The following is a 22,528-nucleotide window of genomic DNA, read 5'->3' as shown; positions in this document are numbered from 1 at the left end:
CCCGAAGGTGGCTTTCCTTAATTCTTAGGTTCAGGTTTCCAAACCCATTCGGCTCCGTATTCTGCAAGGAGATCATCGGATGCAGTTGGTCCCATGGATCCAGACTTGTATTCATAGAGCGGTGCTCCATTTTCGGCCCATAGTTTTTCAATCCGGTCAATCAATTGCCATGAAGCACGGACTTCGTGCCAGTGGCTGTAATTGGTTGAGTCATTGTTCAAAACGTCGAAAATTAATTTTTCATAAGGCTCTGGTGAAGCCCCAGTTGCAGTCGCATCTGTTTCATAATCAAAGGAAATTGGTGCGATGCTGAATTTTTCTCCGACCTCTTTTCCGTTGATGCTCAATGAGAAACCTTCATTTGGTTGGATATAAATTGTCAAGACATTTGGTTGCAAGCTATGTCCAAAGATGGAGTCGGTTTGCTTGAAGACCACATTGACCATGGTTCCTTTTTGCGTCAAGCGTTTTCCGGTACGGAAGAAGAAAGGCACACCGCGGAAGCGATCGCTATCAACAAAGAACGTACCAGAAGCATAGGTCTCCGTAGTAGATTCAGGGTCGACATTGGGCTCACTGCGATAAGAGATATCTTTTTTCCCTTCGATCGTACCTGAATGGTATTGACCACGGATAAAGAATTTCTTCAATTCGTCATCTGTTGGATTGTGCAATTGCTCAAATACTTTTACTTTTTCAGCCCGAATCGCATCCTTGGTAAAGGTAGCTGGTTTATCCATGGCAAGCAAAGACAAAAGCTGAAGGGTATGGTTTTGCACCATATCTCGAAGGGCCCCCGAGTGATCATAGTAGCCACCGCGTTCTTCAACTCCTAAGCGTTCAGCGAAGGTAATTTGGATATTGTCAATAAAATCTCGGTTCCAAAGATTATCAAAAATAAGATTTCCAAAACGAATGGCAAAGATATTTTGGATCATTTCTTTTCCAAGGTAATGGTCGATACGGAAGATTTGTTCTTCATCAAAGGTTTCTTCCAATTCCTTGTTGAGCTGACTAGCCGTTTCTAGGTCTGTACCGAAAGGTTTTTCAACGATCAAGCGCTCAAAACCTTGTCCATCCACAATGCCTTCTGATTTGAGGTGTTTAGCAATGGTTCCAAAAAATTGAGGAGCCATGGACAAGAAGAAGACCTTGTTGTGTTCCGTTTGGTATTTTTCATCCAAGCTATTTTGCAATTCGCGCAGGGCGATGTAATGTTCGGTATCATTAACATCATGACTTTGGTAGTAGAAATGACTGGCGAATTCTTGGGCTTGTTGAGGGCTATCTGCCAGGTCTGTGATGGATTCTACCACGACTGATTCAAAGTATTCCTTGCTCCATGGTCTGCGGGCTGTTCCGATAACCGCAAAGTTTTCAGATAGATTTCCTGATTTATAGAGTCTAAAAAGGGATGGATAGAGTTTGCGCTTGGCTAAATCTCCACTGGCCCCGAAAATGGTTACAATAACTTTTGAAGACATTTAAGTACCTATTTCCTATTTTATTAACCATATTTTACCATAAAATCCACAAGATTTCTTTGATGGAATCGTTGTTCCGAATATTTTCCGCTTGGATTAGAGGATTTGAGAGGAAAGCATAGAAAAAGCTAGAATCAATGTGGATTCTAGCTTGAACAGTTATAAGATGTTTGGATCTACAATGAAAGCTCCATCAGAATACGCGGTAGACATATGGATTAGCCGGTTTCGTAATGGTCTGGCAATCGCTAATGTGGAGAACAGGCAAGCTTTGCTTGAGCTGCTTGTGGTATTCAATGGACAAGGTTCCTTTCGCATGGATCCAAGTATTGTTTTCGAAATGCTGCGGAGCACCCGTCGTTAAGAGACCGTAGACGCCGGAATCTGCGATACAGTGGATGATCCCAAAGCGAAAGAGAAATTGGCTGTCCTTGTTATTGGGATCATTGTATACAAAACCGGTCAGCTCGATCGTCTTTCCTGCAAATTGGTCAGGATAATCATAAATCACTTCCATGACTTCCATGTAATTCTCAGTGGTCACCTGAATCACTTTTTTATCAACATATTTCTTTGCCGCCTGCTTCATTTCTGACTCATAGGCAGATTTGGTAAAATAGCTACTAGTATCTGGTTTGAGATACTGGGTTGTTGTCCCTTCGTCCTGCTGGATTTCCTTGGAAGATCCAGCCGCAACCGGGAAGTGGTAGCCTTTGGCAGAGACTGTTTGGGAATCCAGTGTCACTGTAGGAAAAAATAGCCCGACAAACAAAGGAATACAGAGCAAGAAAATACTCGCCACTTTTGCCCAGAAGCCAGAGAGATGACTGTGGATCTTCATCTGCTTGACCCAGATGATCAGCTGCACAAGAGCTAAAACAAAGGACAAGAACATGGAAATATAAGCCAAGTAAGAATAGTGTAAGTTGATGTATTGATTGAGCTTACCAGATAATTGCAGGTACATGGTGAGCTCAAAATAGCCAGCTAATATCAAGAAACGAATCATAGCACTACCCCCACAAACCAAGCATAAAGGAGCACAACTCCACTCACAATTCCGATAAATTGCCAGATAAAACGGGTCTTGAGATAATTTTTCATCATGAGGAGATTTTTGACATCAAGCATAGGCCCAATCACCAGAAAGGCAAGAACAGGCGCTACTCCAAAACTTGTTAGAAGAGAGGATCCAACAAAGGCGTCCGCCTCGCTACAAAGTGAGAGGAGAAAGGACAAGACCATGAGAAGGAGAATAGCAATAACCGGTGTCGCACTGATCGAAGTGAGGATCCGTGTTGGGACATAGACTTGGACGAGGCTGGCAAAGAGACAACCAAATACCAAGTAGCGTCCTGTATCAAAGAATTCATCAATGGCTTGCACCAAGACTTGAAAGAGCTTTTGGCCTTTGCTCAAGTCCCTAAAATCATGTTCATGCACAGGTTTGCGATGTTCTTTTTGGATCGAATCTGTCTGAATAAAGCCAAGGAAGATCCCTAGTACTGTTGCGACAAGCAAGGAACCAAGGGCGCGGTAGAGGGCCATCTTAACAGAATTCCCAAAGGCTGAGTAGGTCGCAAAGAGAACGATGGGATTGATGACCGGTGCTGTCACCAGAAAGGGAACAGCAGTATAACTTGGGACTTTCTTTTCTAGAAAGCGATTGATAATGGGAACAATTCCACATTCACAGGAAGGAAAGATAAAGCCGATAAAAGTCCCAAAGAAGATCCGCCCAAATTTATTTTTGGGAAGAAAGCGGTAGACCCTCTCGGGGGTGATATAGACCTCAATAATCCCTGAAATGATACTTCCGATTAGGACAAACGGTAGGGCCTCGATAATAATCGAGAGAAAAATAGCCCCAGCCTGCAAGACGCTAGAGGGAAGGTGTTGAAAGAATGTCATTACTTAACCTTCTTTGCTTCTTTAGTGGTAGCAGTTTCTGCCTTCTTTTTCTCTTCAGGAAATTCTACTTTCTTTTCTACATCCGGAAAACTCGCAAAATTTTCAAACATTTTATCAAGATCATCTGTTTTTGAGAATTTAATAGCCATTGTTGGGCCTCCTTTTTATTTTCTTTCATTATAACAAAAAGGAAAGAGCAAGGGGGAAATGGAGCATAAAAGGAAGGATCCATAGGGTCAAAATTATTCTATGAAAAATCCCTGAAACAGAGACCAGAACAGGCGATCTCACCCCTTGATGGCAGCAAAATATGCTATAATAGAAGCTATGGATAAATATGAAAAAATAGCCCAAGAATTGGGTGTTAGCTTAAAACAAATCGATACCGTATTGAGTCTGACCGCAGAAGGCTCAACCATTCCCTTCATTGCTCGCTATCGAAAAGATATGACGGGAAATTTAGATGAAGTAGCGATTAAGGCCATTATTGACCGGGACAAATCGTTAACGGCTCTGGCTGAACGAAAGGAAACCGTCCTTGCTAAGATTGAGGAACAGGGCAAACTGACAGAGGCGCTCAAGCAGGCTATTGAGGCTGCTGAAAAATTAGCGGATGTCGAAGAGCTCTATCTCCCTTATAAGGAAAAACGGCGGACCAAGGCGACGATTGCTCGAGAAGCAGGACTTTTTCCTTTGGCACGTCTCATTTTGCAAAATAGTCCAGACTTGGAAGCAGAGGCTCAGAAATTTACCTGTGAGGCCTTCCCAACTGAAACTGCGGCTTTAGCTGGTGCAGTGGATATTCTGGTAGAAGCTATTTCAGAGGATACCCAATTACGGGCCCTCACCTATCAAGAAATTCATGGGCATTCCCTCATGACGTCAACCTTGAAGGATGAAAGCTTAGATCCTAAGAGAACCTTTGAAATCTACTATGATTTTTCTGAGAAGATCAAGAATATGCAAGGCTACCGGACTCTAGCTCTCAATCGTGGAGAAAAATTGGGCGTTCTCAAAGTCGGATTCGAGCACCATTTGGATCGGATCATTCGTATTTTTGAGGCTCGTTTTAAAACTAAAAATGCCTATGTGGATGAGGTTATTCAACAAGCGGTTAAGAAAAAAATCGTTCCTGCGATTGAACGTCGGATTCGGACAGAGTTGACGGAGGTGGCAGAAGACGGGGCCATTCAATTGTTCTCTGAGAATCTACGGAATCTATTGCTCATTCCTCCGTTAAAAGGGCGCGTGGTCCTTGGATTTGACCCAGCCTTTCGGACTGGTGCTAAACTAGCCGTTGTCGATGAGACAGGAAAGATGCTCGCTACCCAGGTTATCTATCCAGTTGCTCCTGCAAAACCAGCTCAGATCGAGCAGGCTAAAAAGGATCTGTCCTCCTTGATCAAGGAGTTCGGAGTAGAAATTATTGCGATTGGAAATGGAACCGCCAGCCGTGAAAGTGAGGCCTTTGTCGCAGAGGTCCTCCATGACCATCCAGGAGTTCGCTATGTTATTGTCAATGAAAGCGGAGCCTCTGTCTACTCAGCTAGTGAGTTGGCCCGTCATGAGTTCCCAGAGCTAACCGTTGAAAAACGCTCGGCCATCTCGATTGCCCGCCGCTTGCAAGATCCGCTAGCAGAATTGGTGAAAATCGATGCCAAATCCATCGGTGTCGGTCAATACCAACACGATGTCAATCAGAAAAAACTGACAGAAAGCTTGGATTTCGTGGTAGATACCGTAGTCAACCAAGTTGGGGTCAATATCAATACGGCTAGTCCCTCTCTCTTAGCGCATGTAGCAGGACTCAATAAGACCATCTCTGAAAATATTGTGAAATACCGGGAAGAAGAAGGAATGATTCTTTCACGAGCGCAAATAAAAAAAGTCCCTCGTCTCGGTGCCAAGGCTTTCGAGCAGGCGGCTGGATTCTTACGCATTCCTGAAAGTAAAAACATCTTGGATAATACCGGCGTTCACCCTGAAAGTTACAAGGAAGTTGAAAAACTTTTTCAACTTCTTGAAATTACCGACCTCGATGCATCAGCTCAGGAAAAATTAAAAGCTGTGAACATCGAGGAGATGTCTACTCAGCTGGATCTGGGACCAGAAACTCTGAAAGATATCATTGCCGATCTCCTAAAACCAGGTCGCGATTTGCGGGATTCCTTTGATGCACCTGTGCTCCGTCAGGATGTCTTGGATATTAAAGACTTGCATATTGGCCAAAAATTAGAAGGGGTTGTGCGCAATGTGGTTGACTTTGGAGCCTTTGTCGATATTGGCATTCACGAAGATGGCTTGATTCATATCTCCCATATGAGCAAGCAGTTTATCAAGCATCCAAGCCAGGTCGTCTCAGTAGGTGATTTGGTTACCGTCTGGGTGAAGAAGATTGATGTGGAACGCGAAAAAGTCAATCTCAGTTTGGTAGCTCCGAATGAATCTGACTGAGTATGTACGCCAAGTATCCCTAGAAGATTTTGGGAGAGAATTCCGTCATCGAGCAGAGTGGAATTCACGTCTTCAAACCACTGGAGGCCGTTTCTTTCCCAAGGATCGACACCTTGATTTTAACCCGAAAATATACCAAGCTTTCGGGTTAGAGGTCTTTCGCAAAATCGTCCGCCACGAACTCTGCCATTACCATCTTTACGATCAAGGTAAAGGATATCGCCATAAAGATCTAGCCTTTAAGCAACTCCTCCAGCAAGTGGACGGTCTTCGTTTCACACCTCCTCTACCAGATAGAACTAGGCGAGTCAAGCGGATCTATCTCTATCAATGTCCCCATTGTGGCCAAGAGTATAGACGAAAGCGAAAAATCGATCTGAAGAAATATGCTTGTGGTCGCTGTCGCAGCCACCTGCAATTCCTTGAAATGAGACAAGAGTAAGAATCGGTCTTTAGGCGGATCTCTTTCCAGTTCGACTCTGCTAAAATAGGTCTAACTAGAAAGAGGAAAATCAAATGACAGCATCATTTTACAAATTAAAACGACATCGCCTGGTTTCAGGTGTGCTAGCTGGCTTAGCCGATAAATTTGGTCTTAGCGTAACTCTCCTACGCTTCTTGTTTATTCTTTTTACGGTTTCTCATGCCTTTATCGGTGTGATTATCTATTTACTGTTAGATACGACCTTGCCTTATAAGGACGAGGAGGAGCAGGAAATGTTTGACTATGGCCCTCGACCTCGTCGAAGAAAAGAGGCTGAACCCATCCATGATCAGAATGATAGTCCGTTTTTCTAAAAGGAGATCCGGGTGAAGCAGAAGTTCTATTCCCTTGCTTTTATTCTATATCTCTTCTTCAGTTTTATAGGACAGTTTTTCATTTTAAATCGTGTTTTTGGGGAAGGAGTTGGAACAGTTTTGATCGGAATGCTCCTTTTTCCACTGGGCATTTGGAATAGTCTCTTCTACCTCTTGTTTCTGCCAACAGAAATGGCTAGAAAGCCACAAATTTATCGGTTTTCGATTTTATTTCTGCCGGTTTTGTATTTGGTTTTCTCCTTGTTGGGGGGAGGACCTTACGTCTTTATGCTCGGCTTGATCGCATTTCCTTCAAATGCGGTGGTCTATGCGGTCTCTACCGGAATCAAATCTATGATTAAAGATTTTTTGCAAGGCGAAGGCTAGAGCATTCTTCATATGTTACCATCATTTCCTAGAGGTTGAAGACCTTTGTCTTGGCCTCTTTTTGCTTGCCTTAAAAAGGAGTTGAAAATGGATCTTTCAAATGACACTTCAGTCTCTCGTCTGAAGAGAAAATCTGCTATAATAGAGAGAGAATTTGAAAAGGGAGAATGATATGGCAGTTACTGTTCGCGATCTACAGGAAAAGCTTCGTCTATCGGTTGTTTATGGGGATGATAGCCTCTTAAGCAAGGAAATTACGACTGCGGACATTTCACGTCCAGGTCTTGAAATGACGGGCTATTTCGACTATTACACACCTGAGCGGATTCAACTTGTAGGAATGAAAGAATGGTCCTACCTGGTGAAGATGAGCTCTCACAACCGTCATCAGGTCCTGCGCAAGATGTTCCAGCCAGAGACACCTGTCATCATTGTTGCGCGGAATTTAGAAATTCCAGAAGAAATGTTGCGTGCTGCGGAAGAGAAGCAACTAGCCATTTTAAAGAGCAATGTTGCAACCAGTCGTTTATCTGGAGAGCTTTCTAGCTATTTGGATAGTCGGCTAGCAGAACGTACGAGTGTACACGGTGTCTTGATGGATATTTATGGGATGGGTGTCTTGATCCAAGGAGATAGCGGAATCGGAAAAAGCGAGACAGGTCTGGAACTTGTCAAGCGGGGTCACCGCCTTGTAGCAGATGACCGGGTCGATATCTATGCGAGAGATGAGATGACCCTTTGGGGAGAGCCAGCTGAAATCCTACGCCACTTACTAGAGATCCGTGGTGTCGGGATTATCGATGTCATGAGTCTCTACGGTGCGAGTGCTGTGAAGGATTCTTCACAAGTCCAAATCGCCGTTTACTTGGAAAATTATGCTAAGGATCAGGTTTATGATCGTCTTGGTAATAATGCAGAAGAGTTGGAAATCGGTGGCGTGACCATTCCTCGGATTCGCATCCCTGTGAAGACTGGTCGGAACATTTCGGTCGTGATCGAAGCAGCGGCGATGAATGTTCGTGCCAAAGAAATGGGCTATGATGCCACTAAAACCTTTGAAGAACGTCTGTCCCAGTTGATTAGTCAAAATGAGGTGAAGGAATGAATCCAGTAGCCCTTCAATTAGGTCCGATCAGTATTCGTTGGTACGCAATTTGTATTGTCTCTGGCTTGATTCTAGCCGTTTATCTTTCTATGAAAGAAGCACCTCGTAAGAAAATTGATCCAGATGATATCATTGATTTCATTTTGATCGCTTTTCCGCTTGCGATTGTGGGGGCTAGGCTCTATTACGTTATTTTTGAATGGGGCTACTATAGCCAGCACCTGGGTGAGATTTTTGCTATCTGGAACGGAGGAATCGCGATTTATGGTGGCCTCTTGACAGGTGCCCTTGTCCTCTACCTATTCTCTCGTAGACGCTTGATTGAGCCAATTGATTTCTTAGATATTGCGGCCCCAAGCGTCATGATTGCACAGAGTATTGGTCGCTGGGGAAACTTCTTTAACCAGGAAGCTTATGGAGCTGCTGTCAAAAGTCTTAACTACCTGCCCTCTTTTATTCGAGATCAAATGTATATAGATGGTAGTTACCGTCAGCCAACGTTCTTATATGAATCCAGTTGGAATCTGTTAGGATTTCTCTTGATCTTAATTCTTCGTAGGAAGCCCCAATTTTTGCGACAAGGTGAGGTCACAGCCTTTTACCTTATCTGGTATGGTTTTGGTCGGATGATCATCGAAGGAATGCGGACGGATAGCTTGATGTTTGCGGGCTTACGTGTTTCCCAGTGGTTGTCGATGATCCTGATTCTAGTTGGACTCGCCATCATCTTTTACCAACGACGCAAAAAAGCCCCTTATTATGTAGAAACAAAGGAGTAACATATGTTTATTGAAATTGCATACGGCCTCTTAGGTCTTGCCTTAGTAGCGCTTGTCATTTATATGATTTTTTTCCTCTCAAAGATTGGAAAAGTTGTAGATGAGACGCAAAAAACGATCCAAGTTTTGACATCAGATGTCAATGTCACCTTGCATCAGACCAATGATCTATTGGCAAAAGTCAATGTTTTAACGGATGATTTGAATCAAAAAGTTGCAACGATTGATCCACTCTTTACAGCCGTGGCGGATCTTTCAGAGTCTGTTTCAGATTTGAATGATCAAGCCCGTCAATTGAGTGTCAAAGCAGTGTCAGCTGGTGGAAAAACAGTGAAAGCCTCTATCGGATTAAAAGCGATTAAGATGGCTTCAAAATTATTTAAATAGAATCGAGGAAGAATATGGGACGTTTATCTAGTTTATTAATTGGTGTGATTTCAGGTGCTTCAGCAGCCTACTATTTATCAACAGAGCAAGGAAAGAAAGTCACTAAAAAGGTGGTGCGCTTCGTAAAAGATTATCAAGAAGATCCTCAAGAAGTACATGAATCGGTTAAACAAACTGCTAAGGATGTTTCCAAACAAGCAGCAGAAGTGATTCAACAAACCAAAGAAAAAGTTGGTTCTGGAGAAATTACGACAGGAACTGTTTTGGAGTCCGTCAAAGAAAAGACGCAAGATGTGGTTGAAAAATCTCAAGAAGTCTATCACTCATTTAAGGATAAACTTCAAAAAGAAAATCTAAGTGGCAATGACTTGGTTCAATCCATTCGCAAACAAACAGAATCAGAAGACATCGTGTTAGAGTTGGATGAAAAAGATTCTGAAGAAGTAGCTGAAGAAGAAACAAAAGAAGCATAAAAAAATGAGGCTCAGTGAGCCTCATTTTTTATGGAAGGTAAGATGGCAATTGGCAGTTAAGTTTTATCTTCCAACTGTTATTCCAATTAAAAAAATTCGAGTAAATAAAAGAAATCAGGAAAACCTGATTTTTATTTTTTTCGTTTATTGTAGTAAATTCGGAACCCTTGAATACTAGCAAAGCTAGAACCAATCGCTAAAGCAAACGCAAAGAAGGTATTCATTTTCGTTGCTAAAAAGACAAAACTAAATACAACCGTCAACACACAGAAAATAGCAATATTTAAAAAATATAGCAATTCACTTAATTGAGGTGCGGGTTCAACTTCAGGAGCATAGTCCTGAATAGGGGTTTCTTGGGTTTGTTTGGTTAATTCGATATAATCGAATTCTTCTTCATGGTGTCTTAAATTTCTTACGGGCATTTTCTCTCTCCTAACAGTACTCTATTATTCTATCATGAATTCAGGTATATAAATGTTACAAAAATGTTACAAATTTTACAAAATGAATATATTTTTCTAGAATATCGGAATTTTTGTTATAATGGTTCTATGAAAAATATTATTATTACAGCAACAGCAGAGAGTGTTGAGCAAGCGCAAGCCCTGATTGATGCAGGGGTTGACCGAATCTATGTCGGTGAAAAAGACTACGGATTACGATTGCCTCAAACTTTAAGCTATGACGAAATAAATCGAATTGCCCAACTGGTCCATGCTGCTGGCAAAGAATTGACAGTAGCTGTAAATGCACTCATGCACCAATCGATGATGGATTCAATCAAGCCTTTCCTAGATTTTCTAAAGGAAATTCAGGCTGATTATATTACTGTCGGAGATGCGGGCGTTTTTTATGTCTTGAAACGAGATGGCTATCCATTCAAAACCATCTACGATGCATCAACCATGGTCACTTCTAGCCGCCAGATCAATTTCTGGGGAAAACAAGCAGGAGCTTCTGAAGCTGTTCTGGCTCGTGAGATTCCATCTGCCGAATTATTCGTAATGGCTGAGAATCTTCAGATTCCAGCAGAAGTATTGGTCTATGGTGCTAGCATTATTCACCATTCGAAACGACCTCTTCTTCAGAATTATTACAACTTCATCAAGACAGAGGACTCTGTGACCAAGGAGCGTGATTTGTTCCTAGCAGAACCAGGAGATCCAAATTCTCATTATTCGGTCTACGAGGACAAACATGGAACCCATATCTTCTCAAATAATGACTTGAATATGATGACCAAATTGTCTGAGTTGGTAGAACATGGCTTTGATCATTGGAAACTCGATGGTGTCTACTGTCCGGGTGAAAACTTTGTCAAGATTACAGAGTACTTTGTCAAGGCCCGTGATTTGATTCAAAAAGGAACATTTACACAGGATCAAGCCTATCTGTTTGATGAAGAAATCCGCAAATTGCATCCAGCTAATCGTGGTTTGGATACTGGTTTCTATGATTATGAACCAGATCGTGTAAAATAATAAAAAAACTAGGGCTTCTTCGTTTGTGAGTTTTCCTTTTTCAGGGAACGAAGAGGCTATTCATCATATCGACAATCTTGTAAATTGGAGAAAACATGACAAATACAAAAAAACGTCCAGAGGTTTTGGTACCTGCTGGAACATTAGAAAAATTAAAAGTTGCCGTTAATTATGGGGCAGACGCAGTGTTCGTCGGTGGACAAGCCTATGGTTTGCGTAGCCGTGCTGGAAACTTTACCATGGATGAGCTTCGTGAAGGTATCGAATATGCGCATGCACGTGGCGTAGATGTACACGTGGCTTCGAACATGGTGACCCATGAGGGAAATGAACAAGGGGCTGGTGAATGGTTCCGTGAATTACGAGATATGGGCCTTGACGCCGTGATCGTCTCAGACCCGGCCTTGATTGAAATCTGTGCAACTTATGCACCTGGACTCAATATTCACTTGTCTACGCAAGCTTCTGCAACCAACGTGGAGACCTTCCATTTCTGGAAAGAATATGGCTTGACCCGTGTCGTCTTGGCCCGTGAGGTATCCATGGAAGAGTTGGCAGAGATCCGTAAGCGTACCGATCTTGAGATCGAAGCCTTCGTTCATGGAGCCATGTGTATTTCTTATTCCGGACGTTGTACCCTTTCTAACCACATGTCTGACCGGGATGCCAACCGTGGTGGTTGTTCTCAATCTTGTCGTTGGAAATACGATCTCTATGATATGCCATTTGGCCAAGAACGCAAGAGTATCAAAGGACAAGTCCCAGAAGAATATTCTATGTCAGCCGTGGACATGTGTATGATCGAAAATATTCCAGACATGATTGACAATGGGGTTGATAGCTTGAAGATCGAAGGTCGGATGAAATCTGTCCATTACGTATCAACAGTTGCCAACTGTTACAAGGCAGCTTGTGATGCCTATATGGAAAGTCCAGAAGCCTTTTATGCCATTAAGGATGATTTGATCAATGAATTGTGGAAAGTCGCTCAACGTGAATTAGCAACTGGATTCTACTACCAAACACCGACTGAAAATGAACAATTGTTTGGGGCACGTCGTAAGATTCCGCAATACAAATTTGTAGGAGAAGTGGTGGACTTTGATCCATCTACCATGACTGCGACGATTCGCCAACGGAATGTCATCAATGAAGGCGACCAAGTGGAATTCTACGGACCAGGCTTCCGTCATTTTGAATGCCAGATCCAAGACTTGCATGATAAGGATGGAGTGAAGATTGATCGCGCACCAAATCCGATGGAACTTCTTACGATCACCGTTCCACAAGAAGTCAAGCCAGGAGATATGATTCGTTCTTGCCAGGAAGGTTTAATCAATCTCTACTCAAAAGATGGGGCAAGTAAAACTGTTCGAGTATAACAAAAAAAGAGAGGGTTAAATCTCTCTTCAGAATATAGAAAAACTCTATTAGGACTAGAAAAACTTCTCCTTTAGAGTTTTTTCTTTATATAATTATGAAAAAAGATTGAAGAAAATTGTCAAAATGGACTTTTTCTTCAATCTGTATAATCAACTTTTAATTGAATGCATTCTGTTTGGTTTTATTCTTTTCCATAAAGGTAACGACTAGCAATTAACCAAGTAGCAATATACATTATCACGTTAACCAAAAATGCGACAACGATAACCATATTCCAATTATGGGATAAATTAGTAGTTAGAATCCCCATAATTGTTGTACCAAAAAGTCCACCAATTTGTTTGTTAGCGTTTAAAGTTGCACCAGCAATTCCAGATAATTCTTGACCAGCAGCTTCCATAAGAATGGTAGTAGTTGCTGGAGTTAACACTCCGATACCAAGGCTCATTAAAGAAAATAAAGGGATTAGGATGTATAGTTGAATTTCATGAAAAAGGACTCCAATTCCAAAAATTCCTGCTGCTCCTACAATGGCAAAAATAATTGAGACAGTAGCGAGGCTTCCCACGGAAAATCGTTTTACAGCACGTGCGTAAAATAAATTACCAATAATTAAGACAATCATTCCTGGTAGAATGAGGAGTCCAGAAACCATTGAGGAGAGGTTTAAATAAGTTTGAAAATAAAGTCCTAGCACCAAAACAATACCATATAATGAAATGTTAACTACTAAACCTAACAGATTAGAGACAATAAACTTAGCATTTTTTAATAGTTGGTGGGGAACAATAGGTGCTTTACTTTTTTTATCGTGGACTACTAAACCAACAGTAAATAATATAAACAGGAGAAGAAACAATAAAAGATTTAGGTTACTATAGCCATATTGATTCCCTTCAACAAGGTAAATAACTAGACTTCCGATAGTTGCAACAAGAAATATATTACTGAAAATGTCAATTCTAGTCTTTGGATTGGCAATATTGTTTTTCACAAGAAGTAATATTGAAATTACTGTCAAAATTCCCAATGGAATATTGATTAAGAAAATACCCCTCCATCCGAAGTAGTTAATAATTAGTCCACCAATAAAAGAACCAGTACCGGTTGCAACAGAAATAATTGCTGTCCAAATTCCTAACATACGTGCTCTTTTAGTAGAATCAGGGTATGAAATGAATAAAAGTGCTAATGAACTAGGCATAAACAAAGAAGCACCGAAACCTTGAACGAATCTAAGTATGATTAATGTTTCAATATTTGGTGAAAAAGAGCACCCAAATGAGGCAAGTGTAAAAATTGTCATTCCAAATAATAAAATTCGTTTAGCACCATATTTTGTTGTTAGATTTCCTGAAAGTAGGAGTAAAGAGCCTAAAGCTAGTGTATAGGCGTTAATAATCCAAATGGATTGCTCTAATGAGACGCTCATAGCTGTTTCAATATGGGGAACAGCAAGAACCACTCCGGTTGTATCTAGGACCGCCATAATGTATCCTAGTGAAAGAATAAAAAGTAGATAAGCTGGCGCTTTTGTATTTGTTTTTTTCATCAAGCTTCCTCCGTTATTTCATCAAACCAATTTTCATTTATCAATCAAAAGCAATATATTTAACTTTCTGAAAATATTTTACTTGAGTATATCCAGTGCCAAAGTATCTTCCATCAGCGCAACCGAGAATATCTTTGATACGGTCAAACTTAGTTGTAATATCCATAGTAATTTCCCCTTTCAAATGATATAATTAGCTTATCATGTAATAATTTCTGAAACAAGAAGGGAAAAAAAGTATAGTAACTATCAAAAAAGGAGGAAATGAATGGAGACTTGCAAGAAGCAATCTTTGAAAAAATCAATTTGTCCAGCAAGAAGGGTCTTGAATTTACTAAAAGGTAAATTTACTCTTGAGATCTTATCTGAAATTATTGATGGTAATATACATTATAGTAGTCTTTTGCGTAGTGTAGAAGGTATTAATCCTAGAATATTAGCTCAACGATTACATGATTTTGAGCAAGAAGGTATTTTATCAAGAAAAGTTTTACCGACATCGCCTCCACAGGTTGAATATAAAATGACAAAAAAAGGTATTGCTCTAAGAAGTATCGTTGAAGAAATGAAAAAATGGGAGCATACTTATGGTGATTAGAGATTAGATTGAATTTACATAATTTATTACTAATATTTTTCTTTAAATAGATAATGTAATTATGAAAGATTTGGTGACCTTTTTAATCAAGGCAACGTCAATACTAGTAGTATGTACTGGAACTTTAACTTTTTACTAGGTTCAAAAGTTAAAGTTAAAATTTGATAGAATTTTTTTGATACTCTAATAAATTTAGAAATGAGATTAAAAGTAATAAAAACAAACGCCAAAAATGACGTTTGTTTTCAATATAAAAGAGAGGGTTAAACCTCTCCTTTTTGTTGAGCGATGCGAATATTATTGGGGACCAAACTGATTTTCTGGATCTCAGAAATCCGAATAATCGTGGACATACTCTTTTTAAAATTTTTCACGATCAGTTGTCGGCGTTCTTGGTCATACTTGACAATGTCGCCTGTAAAACTCTTATTTGAAAAAATAACATGTACCCCTTGTTTTTTTCGCAATGCTTGTTGAATGATGTCAATAATTCTCTCATCTTCTAATGGGGCAGGGGTACTGACTTTTCCATTGAAAAATTCATTTGCTCGGTCTTTAACGATCTCGAGAAATTTTTTCATAGCTAAATTCTCCATAACTTGATACAATATATTATAGATAATTTAAACGATTTTGTAAATGATTTACGAATATTAGAGATGAGAAGGCAAGAAAGGAGTCGTGAAATGGCAGAATTTTCATTCCAAATCGAAGAACATTTGCTGGTCTTGTCAGAAAATGACAAGGGTTGGACCAAAGAATTGAACCGTGTGAGTTTTAATGGTGCTCCTGCTAAGTATGATATCCGGACCTGGAGTCCCGACCATACAAAAATGGGGAAAGGCATTACACTCACAAACGAAGAGTTCCAAGTCATGCGCGATGCATTTAAAAATTAAGAAAAGGGGTCCTTCAAGGACTTCTTTTTTTGTTATAGTCTAAGGCTATATAGATATCAAAGATATTAGATTATCCCAAACCCTTGTTTATCAGGTGTTGGACTGCTATAATGGTTGCATTGATGAATTAATGTAAAACTTATAGGAAAGAGGGAATCATATTGACACATACACATGCACCTTATCGCGTAGACCATGTTGGTTCATTTCTTCGTCCAGCTACTTTGGTTCAGGCTCGTGAAGATTTCGCAGCTGGAAAAATCAGTCAGGCTGACTTAACAAAAGTAGAAGATCAGGCGATTCGTGACCTCGTTGAAAAAGAAATTGCCGCTGGTCTGAAGTCAGTAACTGATGGAGAATTCCGCCGAGCTTATTGGCATTTGGATTTCTTCTGGGGCTTTGGGGGCATTGATCATGTCCAAGCTGCTCAAGGCTATCAATTCCATGATGAAACAACCAAGGCGGACTCAGCGCTTGTCGTTGGAAAAATCACAGGAGCCAATCATCCATTTGTAGAGCATTACAAGTTCTTGCGGGATCTTGTGGCAGATGTAGATGGTGTAGAGGCTAAATATACCATTCCAGCACCTGCACAATTCTATTTTGAATTGATCCGTGATGCAGAACATGTAGAACAATTGAATACCATCTATCCTGATTTTGCGGCTGTTCGTGAAGACATCAAGCAAGCCTATCTTCAAGTGATTCAAGATTTGTATGATGCAGGTCTTCGGACTCTTCAAGTAGATGATTGTACTTGGGGTGTCTTGGTAGATGATAATTTCTTGACGGCTTGGGGAGCAGCTCAAGGCAAGTCAAAAGATGAGGTTCGCCGGGAACTCGCTGATCTCTTCTTGACCTTTAACAACGATGTCTACCAAAATGTTCCAGCTGGTTTGACCGTCAATACGCACGTTTGTCGTGGGAACTTCCATTCCACTTGGGCTTCATCAGGTGGCTATGCGCCGATTGCCAAAGAACTCCTTGGAGAAGAAGCCGTTAATGCTTACTTCCTAGAGTTTGATACCGATCGGGCTGGTGGTTTTGAACCACTTGCAGAAGTAACCCCTGGTAAAGGAGTGGTGTTAGGCCTCTTGACATCTAAGAGTGGTCAACTGGAGAATAAGGACGAAGTGATTGCTCGTATTAAAGAAGCGAGTCAGTATGTACCGTTGGAAAATCTTTACCTGTCTACTCAGTGTGGCTTTGCTTCGACAGAAGAAGGAAACATTTTGACAGAAGAAGACCAATGGAAAAAAATCGGTTTGATTAAGGAAATTGTCGCTGAAGTTTGGGGCGAATAAGGAGGAAGAAACATGTCAGATTTACTAAGTATTTATAAAGAATTGCAAGCTAAAAAATGGGTGGACTTGAGTCACCAAATCAATGCGGAAAGTCCACACTTCCCAGCCCTTCCTGCTTTGCAACAAGAAGATCTTTTCACATTAAAAGATGGTTTCCATGTTCAAAAATTTACAGTGGTTGGTCAATACGGAACGCATATTGATGCACCGATTCACTTTGTAGAAGGTGGTCGTTGGTTGGATGAGATTGACCTCAAAGATCTCCTCTTGCCACTTTATGTTATCGACAAGTCTAAAGAAGTTGCTGCCAATCCAAACTTTATCTTGAGTAAACAAGATATCTTAGACTTTGAGGCAGAGCATGGACAAATTGTTGAGGGTGCTTTTGTTGCCTTCCGTAGTGATTGGTCAAAACGTTGGCCAGATCAAGATGCTATGCGTAACCTAGATGAAAATGGGGTTCAACAAAGTCCAGGATGGAGCCGTGAAGCCTTGGAATTCTTGATTCATGAACGCCATGTCAAGGCTGTGGGTCATGAAACCTTCGATACCGATGCAGGTATTCCAGCAGCAGAGCATGGCTTGGTCAATGAATACTACCTCTTGGAACAAAATATCTACCAAGTTGAAGTCTTGAACCAATTGGACCAAGTGCCAGCTGTAGGTGCTTTGATTTCGATTGCTTTCCCTCACTGGGACAAGGCAACTGGTTCACCTGTCCGTGCCATTGCCATCTTACCATAAACAAAGAAATAAGCTTGAAGTGTAAGGACTTCAAGCTTATTTTTTATCTCATTGTCACAAATTCTTCGGATCCGGTTGGGTGAATGGCGACAGTTGCGTCGAAATCGGCTTTTGTCGCTCCCATCTTGATAGCAACTGCAAATCCTTGGATCATTTCATCGACTCCGTAGCCAAGACCATGAAGGCCAACTACCCTTTCTTCGTGACCAGCAGTGATGAGTTTGAATTTTGCTTGCTGGCGGTGTTGGGTAACAGCGGTGTACATGGAAGCAAATTGAGAAGTATAGACTTTGATATTCTCTTTACCATAAGTTTGCTGTGCTTCTTCCTCCGTTAGGCCAACGGTTCCAATAGCAGGGTGAGAAAAGACAACGGTTGGGATGTTTGTATAATCCATTTTGGCATTGACTTTTCCATTGAATAGTCGTTCAGAAAGAGTGCGTCCAGCTTTAATAGCGACAGGAGTTAATTCTTTTTCTCCTGTAACATCCCCAAGAGCATAGATTCCTGGAATAACTGTATTCTGGTATTCATCTACTCCAATGAATCCTTTTTCATTTAAGGTGACGCCTGCAGCTTCTAGATTGAGATCCTGGACGTTTGGTTTTCGTCCTGTTGCCCAGATAACATGATCTGCCACGTGGCTGGTCATATCCTCAAAATAAATCTTCACACGACCGTCTTCTAATTTTTCAAGCTTCATGGGAACCTTATGTTTGTGAAGCGGAAGGTTTTGTTTTTCCATTTCTTCCATTAAGCCATCGACAATGTAGGAATCAAACTTTCTTAAGGGACGATCACCGCGAACGAAGAGATCGGTTTGAACACCAAGGGCATGGAGCACACCGGCTAGTTCCACTGCGATGTAGCCAGCCCCAATAATGGCAACGGAACTTGGCAATTCTTCCCAAGCAAAGACATCATCAGAAGTTTCGCCAAATTCAGCTCCAGGAACAGAAGGAATAAAGGGATGGGCACCGGTCGCAATCACGATATGCTTGGCCTTAATGGTTTCTCCATTGACCTCAACCGTATGAGCATCTACAAAACGAGCACGTCCTTCAATTCGTTCAACCCCGTTGCGTTTGAAACTGCCATCATAGGAATTGCGAGAACGATCGATATAGGCTTCGCGATTTTTTCTTAAGATTGCAAAATCAAATTTTGTCTGTTCAGAAGTAAATCCATAGTCTGGTCCATAATCGCGAATAGCTTCTGCAATTTGTGCACCATACCACATAATTTTTTTAGGCACACATCCTCTGTTGACACAGGTACCACCCAATTGTTTTTCTTCAATGACAGCAGCTCGAGCTCCGTGCTCCCCAGCCCGGTTCATGGTAGCGATTCCTCCACTACCTCCACCGATTGAAATAATATCAAATTCTTTCATGTTTTCCTCCTAAATGGGATTTCAGTTTGATTGTAATATCAACTGTTACAAAAGTCAAGGGTTTAGCATGTTACCAAGCATTTAAATTTCATTTTGCCGTGTCAATTTTAGATAGAAAAGTAAGGAAATATGGTATACTATGGTATAGAATAAAACGCTTTCTTTGATGGAGAAAAACGATGAAGAAATTGAAAAAATGGCAACTATTTACAGCTGCAGGTGCAGCAATTGTGGTGATTGGAACAGGAAGTGTGATGATGTTTTCGCACCCAAGTACACCTGATCAGGCAATCACGAAAGAAACTCCAATGGTGCAAACGGTCAAGGATGGCTCGATCGCTTCTTCAGTCTTGTTAACTGGGAAAGTCACTGCCAACCAGGAGCAGTATGTCTATTTTGATGGAACCAAAGGGGATTTGCAGTCGATTTTGGTCAATGTAGGAGATCAAGTAACGGCCGGTCAGCCAATTGTTCAGTATAGCAGTACGGAGGCCCAAACCGCTTATGATGCAGCCGTTCGTGCTGTCAATAAGGCAGACCGTCAGTTAAATGATCTACTGACAAATGGTGTGACCATTGATACGACAGGCGATGAAGAAGCAGATGCCAAATCAGCTTCGCAGACCCAACGAACAGTCGATTCTCAAGCTAGCGATTTACGAGATGCCAAGTCAGATGCGGTCGATAATATGAACAAGGCTAAAGCTCTTCTGGATGCGACAACAGTTAGGAGTAATACAGATGGTACCGTGGTCGAAGTCAATAAAGATGTTTCAAAATCGACTACAGGGACCAACCAAACTCTGGTTCACATTGTGAGCAACGGGAATTTACAAGTTAAAGGGGAATTGTCTGAATACAATTTGGCCAATATCTCTGAAGGTCAGGAAGTGGTCCTCACTTCTAAAGTTTATCCGGATAAAACCTGGACAGGAAAGATTTCTTATGTAGCCAACTATCCGACTGACGCGGGTCAAGCAGGTACCAATGCAGCAGGTGGAACACAAGGAAGCGGTGGAGCCAAGTACCCATTCACAGTAGATATTACTAGTGACATTGGGGAACTCAAACAAGGCTTTTCTGTCAATATTGAAGTCAAAAGTTCTACCCAACATCCCCTTGTTCCCGTGACCAGTGTCATGGCTGATGGGGATACGAGCTATGTATGGACGGTCGAAAATGGTAAGGCTAAGAAAGTAAAAGTGACGCTTGGTAACGCCGATGCAGAAAACCAGGAAATCTTGTCAGGCTTGAAGAAAGATGCCCAAGTTATTGTGAATCCTAATGAGAAACTGGAAGATGGAAAAGAGATCGGAAAATATGACAAAATTGATTGAACTAAAAGGAATCAATAAAACCTATAGAAATGGAGACCAGGAACTTCGTGTCTTAAAAGACATCGATTTAGAAGTCGAAGAGGGCGAGTTTGTGGCCATTATGGGCCCGTCTGGTTCAGGAAAATCAACCTTGATGAACGTCATTGGCCTGTTGGATCGCCCGACCAGTGGAGAGTATTTTCTAGAAGGTCAGGAGGTTGGAAATCTCAGTGAGAAAAAATTAGCGCGTGTTCGAAATGAACAGATCGGTTTTGTATTTCAACAATTCTTTCTTCTCTCCAAGCTCAATGCTTTTCAAAATGTAGAGCTCCCTCTCATTTATGCAGGAGTTCATCCTGCTAAACGGAAGGAATTAGCTGAGCAATACCTTGAAAAGGTAGAGCTCCATTCTCGCATGCACCATTTGCCTTCAGAGCTCTCAGGGGGTCAAAAACAGCGGGTGGCAATTGCCCGAGCCCTGGTCAATCAGCCCGCCATCGTCTTAGCAGATGAACCAACCGGTGCACTAGATACAAAGACGGGAGAGCAAATAATGGATTTGCTAACCAAGTTAAACCAAGAAGGAAAAACCATTATCATGGTTACACACGAGCCAGAAATTGCAGCTTTTGCCCATCGTCGCATCGTCATTCGTGATGGAGTGATTTCCTCGGATAGCAAGCTGGAAGGGAGGACCTAATGCAAAATTGGAAATTTGCGATCAGCTCGATTATGAGCCATAAATTACGGTCTTTCTTGACCATGGTAGGGATCATTATTGGGGTTGCTTCTGTCGTTGTCATCATGGCTCTGGGAGATGGTATGAAAGCTGGTGTCACCAAAACCTTCACCAAGGACCAAGAGTATGTACAAATCTCTTATTCTCCCAACAAGAGTGGCTATGTGACAGGAATCAATATTGGCCCTTCTGATGATACTGGAGAAGGAGAAGGCGGAGGCGAAAGTGGCCCTGCAGCTGAAGACCGAGGGATGGCTGCTCCATCGGATATCGATGGGGAAAACGCTGAAGATGTTGATGGTCAAGTCCAAGAAGCACCACCAGTTGTGCAAGAATCTTGGGTTAAGGAATTAACCAAGATTCAAGGCATCGATGGTTACTATGTTAGCAATACCTCCAATGCAACCATTGCTTTTCAAAAGAAAAAAGCAGACGGTGTGAACATCCAAGGGGTAAATGAAACCTATTTTTCTGTCAAAAAGGTTGAGCTCTTATCTGGACGAAAATTAACCCCTTCAGACTATAGTAATTTCTCCCGGGTGGTGCTCCTTGATGAAGGATTGGCCCAACAATTATTTGGAACGGAGAATCCACTGAATCAGGTGGTCTCTGTTGGGGACAACAATTATCGTGTCGTTGGAATTTTCAAGGATCCAAATGCAGGGACAGCCCTCTATGGAGCTTCTTCAGGTGGAAGTGCCTTGATTGCCAATACCCAGCTGGCTTCTGAATTTGGAACAGACGAGATTCAGAACATTGTCGTTCATGTTCCAAATGTGAAAGAAATCAAATCTGTTGGGATCGAAGCTGCTCAAAAGCTAACGGAGCTTTCAGGTGTTCGCCAAGGAGAATTCCAAATCTTTAATTTGGATAGCATCCTAGAGGAAACCAATAAAGTAGTAGGAATTATGACGACAGTGATTGGTGCCATTGCTGGGATTTCCCTCTTAGTTGGTGGCATTGGAGTCATGAATATCATGTTGGTTTCTGTCACTGAGCGGACGAGAGAAATTGGTCTTCGCAAGGCTTTGGGAGCAACTCGGGGTAAGATTCTGGTTCAATTTTTGATTGAGTCGATGGTCTTAACCATCATTGGTGGACTGATTGGACTTGGCCTTGCTTATGGTGTGAATAGCTTGATTACTACACTCGCAGCAGCCTCCCTAGAAGGACCACCGATTATTTCCTTAAATGTCGCCATCGGCAGTATTATTTTCTCTGCTTTTGTAGGCATCATCTTTGGAATTTTACCAGCGAATAAGGCTTCTAAGTTAAATCCGATCGAAGCCCTTCGTTATGAATAAAAAAATAGGAGCGTGTCAGGATGAATGGTTCAAG

General features: G+C 41.5%; 25 protein-coding genes. 16 read left to right on the top strand and 9 right to left on the bottom strand.

Annotated features, from left to right (window positions below):
• Positions 1-17 precede the first annotated feature (17 nt).
• The 4 genes from zwf to K1I56_RS02300 form a co-directional block, all read right to left on the bottom strand.
• Entirely contained in the window at positions 18-1,484 is a 1,467-nt protein-coding gene (gene zwf, locus K1I56_RS02315; RefSeq protein WP_223325086.1) for a glucose-6-phosphate dehydrogenase, read from the bottom strand.
• A gap of 193 nt (positions 1,485-1,677) precedes the next feature.
• Positions 1,678-2,493, bottom strand: a complete 816-nt coding sequence (locus K1I56_RS02310; RefSeq protein ID WP_003015619.1) for a TIGR03943 family putative permease subunit — start codon at positions 2,491-2,493, stop codon at positions 1,678-1,680.
• Positions 2,490-3,395, bottom strand: a complete 906-nt coding sequence (locus K1I56_RS02305) for a permease (RefSeq protein ID WP_070587107.1) — start codon at positions 3,393-3,395, stop codon at positions 2,490-2,492. The genes K1I56_RS02310 and K1I56_RS02305 overlap by 4 nt, the downstream gene beginning before the upstream one ends.
• Positions 3,395-3,544, bottom strand: coding sequence for an SPJ_0845 family protein (locus tag K1I56_RS02300; protein ID WP_023918704.1), 150 nt, complete (start codon positions 3,542-3,544; stop codon positions 3,395-3,397). Before K1I56_RS02300 ends, K1I56_RS02305 begins: the two co-directional genes overlap by 1 nt.
• A 148-nt stretch (positions 3,545-3,692) precedes the next feature.
• Here K1I56_RS02300 and K1I56_RS02295 point away from each other — a divergent pair, with 148 nt between their 5' ends.
• From K1I56_RS02295 to K1I56_RS02265, 7 genes are all read left to right on the top strand, one after another.
• Entirely contained in the window at positions 3,693-5,849 is a 2,157-nt protein-coding gene (locus tag K1I56_RS02295; RefSeq protein ID WP_371106515.1) for a Tex family protein, read from the top strand.
• Positions 5,836-6,291 (top strand): SprT family protein, encoded by a 456-nt coding sequence (locus K1I56_RS02290; protein ID WP_070587111.1) that lies wholly within the window; start codon positions 5,836-5,838, stop codon positions 6,289-6,291. Before K1I56_RS02295 ends, K1I56_RS02290 begins: the two co-directional genes overlap by 14 nt.
• Before the next feature lie 74 nt (positions 6,292-6,365).
• On the top strand, positions 6,366-6,647 hold the full coding sequence (locus K1I56_RS02285; RefSeq protein WP_013903896.1) for a PspC domain-containing protein: 282 nt from the start codon (positions 6,366-6,368) through the stop codon (positions 6,645-6,647).
• Between the two features lie 559 nt (positions 6,648-7,206).
• Entirely contained in the window at positions 7,207-8,139 is a 933-nt protein-coding gene (hprK, locus tag K1I56_RS02280) for an HPr(Ser) kinase/phosphatase (protein WP_023918696.1), read from the top strand.
• Positions 8,136-8,918, top strand: coding sequence for a prolipoprotein diacylglyceryl transferase (lgt, locus tag K1I56_RS02275; RefSeq protein ID WP_223325084.1), 783 nt, complete (start codon positions 8,136-8,138; stop codon positions 8,916-8,918). The genes hprK and lgt overlap by 4 nt, the downstream gene beginning before the upstream one ends.
• A gap of 3 nt (positions 8,919-8,921) precedes the next feature.
• The gene (locus K1I56_RS02270) at positions 8,922-9,305 is read left to right on the top strand and encodes a DUF948 domain-containing protein (protein WP_013903891.1); all 384 of its coding nucleotides are present in this window, start codon (positions 8,922-8,924) and stop codon (positions 9,303-9,305) included.
• Between the two features lie 14 nt (positions 9,306-9,319).
• Positions 9,320-9,778 carry a YtxH domain-containing protein gene (locus K1I56_RS02265; protein WP_195227739.1) on the top strand — a complete coding sequence of 153 codons (459 nt, stop codon included), beginning with the start codon at positions 9,320-9,322 and terminating at the stop codon, positions 9,776-9,778.
• Positions 9,779-9,909: 131 nt separating this feature from the next.
• Here the strand turns inward: K1I56_RS02265 and K1I56_RS02260 are convergent, their stop codons facing one another.
• Positions 9,910-10,203, bottom strand: coding sequence for a DUF3270 family protein (locus K1I56_RS02260; protein WP_223325082.1), 294 nt, complete (start codon positions 10,201-10,203; stop codon positions 9,910-9,912).
• A 129-nt stretch (positions 10,204-10,332) separates the two neighbouring features.
• Here K1I56_RS02260 and K1I56_RS02255 point away from each other — a divergent pair, with 129 nt between their 5' ends.
• Positions 10,333-11,262: a peptidase U32 family protein gene (locus K1I56_RS02255; protein WP_223325080.1), complete on the top strand. Its 930-nt coding sequence runs from the start codon at positions 10,333-10,335 to the stop codon at positions 11,260-11,262.
• A gap of 95 nt (positions 11,263-11,357) precedes the next feature.
• Entirely contained in the window at positions 11,358-12,644 is a 1,287-nt protein-coding gene (locus tag K1I56_RS02250) for a peptidase U32 family protein (protein WP_003002878.1), read from the top strand.
• Between the two features lie 182 nt (positions 12,645-12,826).
• On the opposite strand, the gene K1I56_RS02245 is transcribed toward K1I56_RS02250, so the two are convergent.
• Both K1I56_RS02245 and K1I56_RS02240 read right to left on the bottom strand, forming a co-directional pair.
• Positions 12,827-14,197 carry an MFS transporter gene (locus tag K1I56_RS02245; RefSeq protein WP_150906377.1) on the bottom strand — a complete coding sequence of 457 codons (1,371 nt, stop codon included), beginning with the start codon at positions 14,195-14,197 and terminating at the stop codon, positions 12,827-12,829.
• 40 nt (positions 14,198-14,237) lie between these two features.
• Positions 14,238-14,363: a 3-hydroxyacyl-ACP dehydratase gene (locus K1I56_RS02240; protein WP_013903887.1), complete on the bottom strand. Its 126-nt coding sequence runs from the start codon at positions 14,361-14,363 to the stop codon at positions 14,238-14,240.
• Between the two features lie 102 nt (positions 14,364-14,465).
• Between K1I56_RS02240 and K1I56_RS02235 the strand changes: the two genes are divergently transcribed.
• Positions 14,466-14,795 carry a winged helix-turn-helix transcriptional regulator gene (locus tag K1I56_RS02235; protein WP_013903886.1) on the top strand — a complete coding sequence of 110 codons (330 nt, stop codon included), beginning with the start codon at positions 14,466-14,468 and terminating at the stop codon, positions 14,793-14,795.
• Positions 14,796-15,058: 263 nt separating this feature from the next.
• Here K1I56_RS02235 and K1I56_RS02230 read toward each other — a convergent pair whose 3' ends face one another.
• Positions 15,059-15,391: a hypothetical protein gene (locus tag K1I56_RS02230; protein WP_003008097.1), complete on the bottom strand. Its 333-nt coding sequence runs from the start codon at positions 15,389-15,391 to the stop codon at positions 15,059-15,061.
• Positions 15,392-15,481: 90 nt separating this feature from the next.
• On the opposite strand from K1I56_RS02230, the gene K1I56_RS02225 reads away from it, so the two are divergent.
• From K1I56_RS02225 to K1I56_RS02215, 3 genes are all read left to right on the top strand, one after another.
• Positions 15,482-15,694 carry a YdbC family protein gene (locus K1I56_RS02225; protein ID WP_223325078.1) on the top strand — a complete coding sequence of 71 codons (213 nt, stop codon included), beginning with the start codon at positions 15,482-15,484 and terminating at the stop codon, positions 15,692-15,694.
• A 161-nt stretch (positions 15,695-15,855) separates the two neighbouring features.
• Positions 15,856-16,998 carry a 5-methyltetrahydropteroyltriglutamate--homocysteine S-methyltransferase gene (locus tag K1I56_RS02220; protein ID WP_021153584.1) on the top strand — a complete coding sequence of 381 codons (1,143 nt, stop codon included), beginning with the start codon at positions 15,856-15,858 and terminating at the stop codon, positions 16,996-16,998.
• A 12-nt stretch (positions 16,999-17,010) separates the two neighbouring features.
• Positions 17,011-17,742, top strand: coding sequence for a cyclase family protein (locus K1I56_RS02215; protein ID WP_013903883.1), 732 nt, complete (start codon positions 17,011-17,013; stop codon positions 17,740-17,742).
• A 43-nt stretch (positions 17,743-17,785) separates the two neighbouring features.
• Here K1I56_RS02215 and gorA read toward each other — a convergent pair whose 3' ends face one another.
• Positions 17,786-19,135, bottom strand: a complete 1,350-nt coding sequence (gene gorA / locus K1I56_RS02210; RefSeq protein WP_223325075.1) for a glutathione-disulfide reductase — start codon at positions 19,133-19,135, stop codon at positions 17,786-17,788.
• Positions 19,136-19,314: 179 nt separating this feature from the next.
• On the opposite strand from gorA, the gene K1I56_RS02205 reads away from it, so the two are divergent.
• Genes K1I56_RS02205 through K1I56_RS02195 form a run of 3 tightly spaced genes read left to right on the top strand, consistent with a single transcriptional unit; the run spans position 19,315 to position 22,494 of the window.
• Positions 19,315-20,472: an efflux RND transporter periplasmic adaptor subunit gene (locus tag K1I56_RS02205; protein WP_223325073.1), complete on the top strand. Its 1,158-nt coding sequence runs from the start codon at positions 19,315-19,317 to the stop codon at positions 20,470-20,472.
• Entirely contained in the window at positions 20,456-21,151 is a 696-nt protein-coding gene (locus K1I56_RS02200) for an ABC transporter ATP-binding protein (RefSeq protein ID WP_223325072.1), read from the top strand. Before K1I56_RS02205 ends, K1I56_RS02200 begins: the two co-directional genes overlap by 17 nt.
• On the top strand, positions 21,151-22,494 hold the full coding sequence (locus K1I56_RS02195) for an ABC transporter permease (RefSeq protein WP_223325070.1): 1,344 nt from the start codon (positions 21,151-21,153) through the stop codon (positions 22,492-22,494). The genes K1I56_RS02200 and K1I56_RS02195 overlap by 1 nt, the downstream gene beginning before the upstream one ends.
• Positions 22,495-22,528: the final 34 nt, after the last annotated feature.

The organism is Streptococcus parasanguinis, from assembly GCF_019929185.1.
Taxonomy (GTDB): Bacteria; Bacillota; Bacilli; order Lactobacillales; family Streptococcaceae; genus Streptococcus; species Streptococcus parasanguinis_O.
The sequence above is the reverse complement of the archived record's forward strand: the minus strand, read 5'-3'. Positions and strand labels throughout refer to the sequence as shown.

Bases quoted from the DNA above. Each gene is read 5' to 3' on its own strand.
- zwf (WP_223325086.1), bottom strand. From the start codon at position 1,484: ATGTCTTCAAAAGTTATTGTAACCATTTTCGGGGCCAGTGGAGATTTA.
- K1I56_RS02310 (WP_003015619.1), bottom strand. From the start codon at position 2,493: ATGATTCGTTTCTTGATATTAGCTGGCTATTTTGAGCTCACCATGTAC.
- K1I56_RS02305 (WP_070587107.1), bottom strand. From the start codon at position 3,395: ATGACATTCTTTCAACACCTTCCCTCTAGCGTCTTGCAGGCTGGGGCT.
- K1I56_RS02300 (WP_023918704.1), bottom strand. From the start codon at position 3,544: ATGGCTATTAAATTCTCAAAAACAGATGATCTTGATAAAATGTTTGAA.
- K1I56_RS02295 (WP_371106515.1), top strand. From the start codon at position 3,693: ATGGCAGCAAAATATGCTATAATAGAAGCTATGGATAAATATGAAAAA.
- K1I56_RS02290 (WP_070587111.1), top strand. From the start codon at position 5,836: ATGAATCTGACTGAGTATGTACGCCAAGTATCCCTAGAAGATTTTGGG.
- K1I56_RS02285 (WP_013903896.1), top strand. From the start codon at position 6,366: ATGACAGCATCATTTTACAAATTAAAACGACATCGCCTGGTTTCAGGT.
- hprK (WP_023918696.1), top strand. From the start codon at position 7,207: ATGGCAGTTACTGTTCGCGATCTACAGGAAAAGCTTCGTCTATCGGTT.
- lgt (WP_223325084.1), top strand. From the start codon at position 8,136: ATGAATCCAGTAGCCCTTCAATTAGGTCCGATCAGTATTCGTTGGTAC.
- K1I56_RS02270 (WP_013903891.1), top strand. From the start codon at position 8,922: ATGTTTATTGAAATTGCATACGGCCTCTTAGGTCTTGCCTTAGTAGCG.
- K1I56_RS02265 (WP_195227739.1), top strand. From the start codon at position 9,320: ATGGGACGTTTATCTAGTTTATTAATTGGTGTGATTTCAGGTGCTTCA.
- K1I56_RS02260 (WP_223325082.1), bottom strand. From the start codon at position 10,203: ATGCCCGTAAGAAATTTAAGACACCATGAAGAAGAATTCGATTATATC.
- K1I56_RS02255 (WP_223325080.1), top strand. From the start codon at position 10,333: ATGAAAAATATTATTATTACAGCAACAGCAGAGAGTGTTGAGCAAGCG.
- K1I56_RS02250 (WP_003002878.1), top strand. From the start codon at position 11,358: ATGACAAATACAAAAAAACGTCCAGAGGTTTTGGTACCTGCTGGAACA.
- K1I56_RS02245 (WP_150906377.1), bottom strand. From the start codon at position 14,197: ATGAAAAAAACAAATACAAAAGCGCCAGCTTATCTACTTTTTATTCTT.
- K1I56_RS02240 (WP_013903887.1), bottom strand. From the start codon at position 14,363: ATGGATATTACAACTAAGTTTGACCGTATCAAAGATATTCTCGGTTGC.
- K1I56_RS02235 (WP_013903886.1), top strand. From the start codon at position 14,466: ATGGAGACTTGCAAGAAGCAATCTTTGAAAAAATCAATTTGTCCAGCA.
- K1I56_RS02230 (WP_003008097.1), bottom strand. From the start codon at position 15,391: ATGGAGAATTTAGCTATGAAAAAATTTCTCGAGATCGTTAAAGACCGA.
- K1I56_RS02225 (WP_223325078.1), top strand. From the start codon at position 15,482: ATGGCAGAATTTTCATTCCAAATCGAAGAACATTTGCTGGTCTTGTCA.
- K1I56_RS02215 (WP_013903883.1), top strand. From the start codon at position 17,011: ATGTCAGATTTACTAAGTATTTATAAAGAATTGCAAGCTAAAAAATGG.
- gorA (WP_223325075.1), bottom strand. From the start codon at position 19,135: ATGAAAGAATTTGATATTATTTCAATCGGTGGAGGTAGTGGAGGAATC.
- K1I56_RS02205 (WP_223325073.1), top strand. From the start codon at position 19,315: ATGAAGAAATTGAAAAAATGGCAACTATTTACAGCTGCAGGTGCAGCA.
- K1I56_RS02200 (WP_223325072.1), top strand. From the start codon at position 20,456: ATGACAAAATTGATTGAACTAAAAGGAATCAATAAAACCTATAGAAAT.
- K1I56_RS02195 (WP_223325070.1), top strand. From the start codon at position 21,151: ATGCAAAATTGGAAATTTGCGATCAGCTCGATTATGAGCCATAAATTA.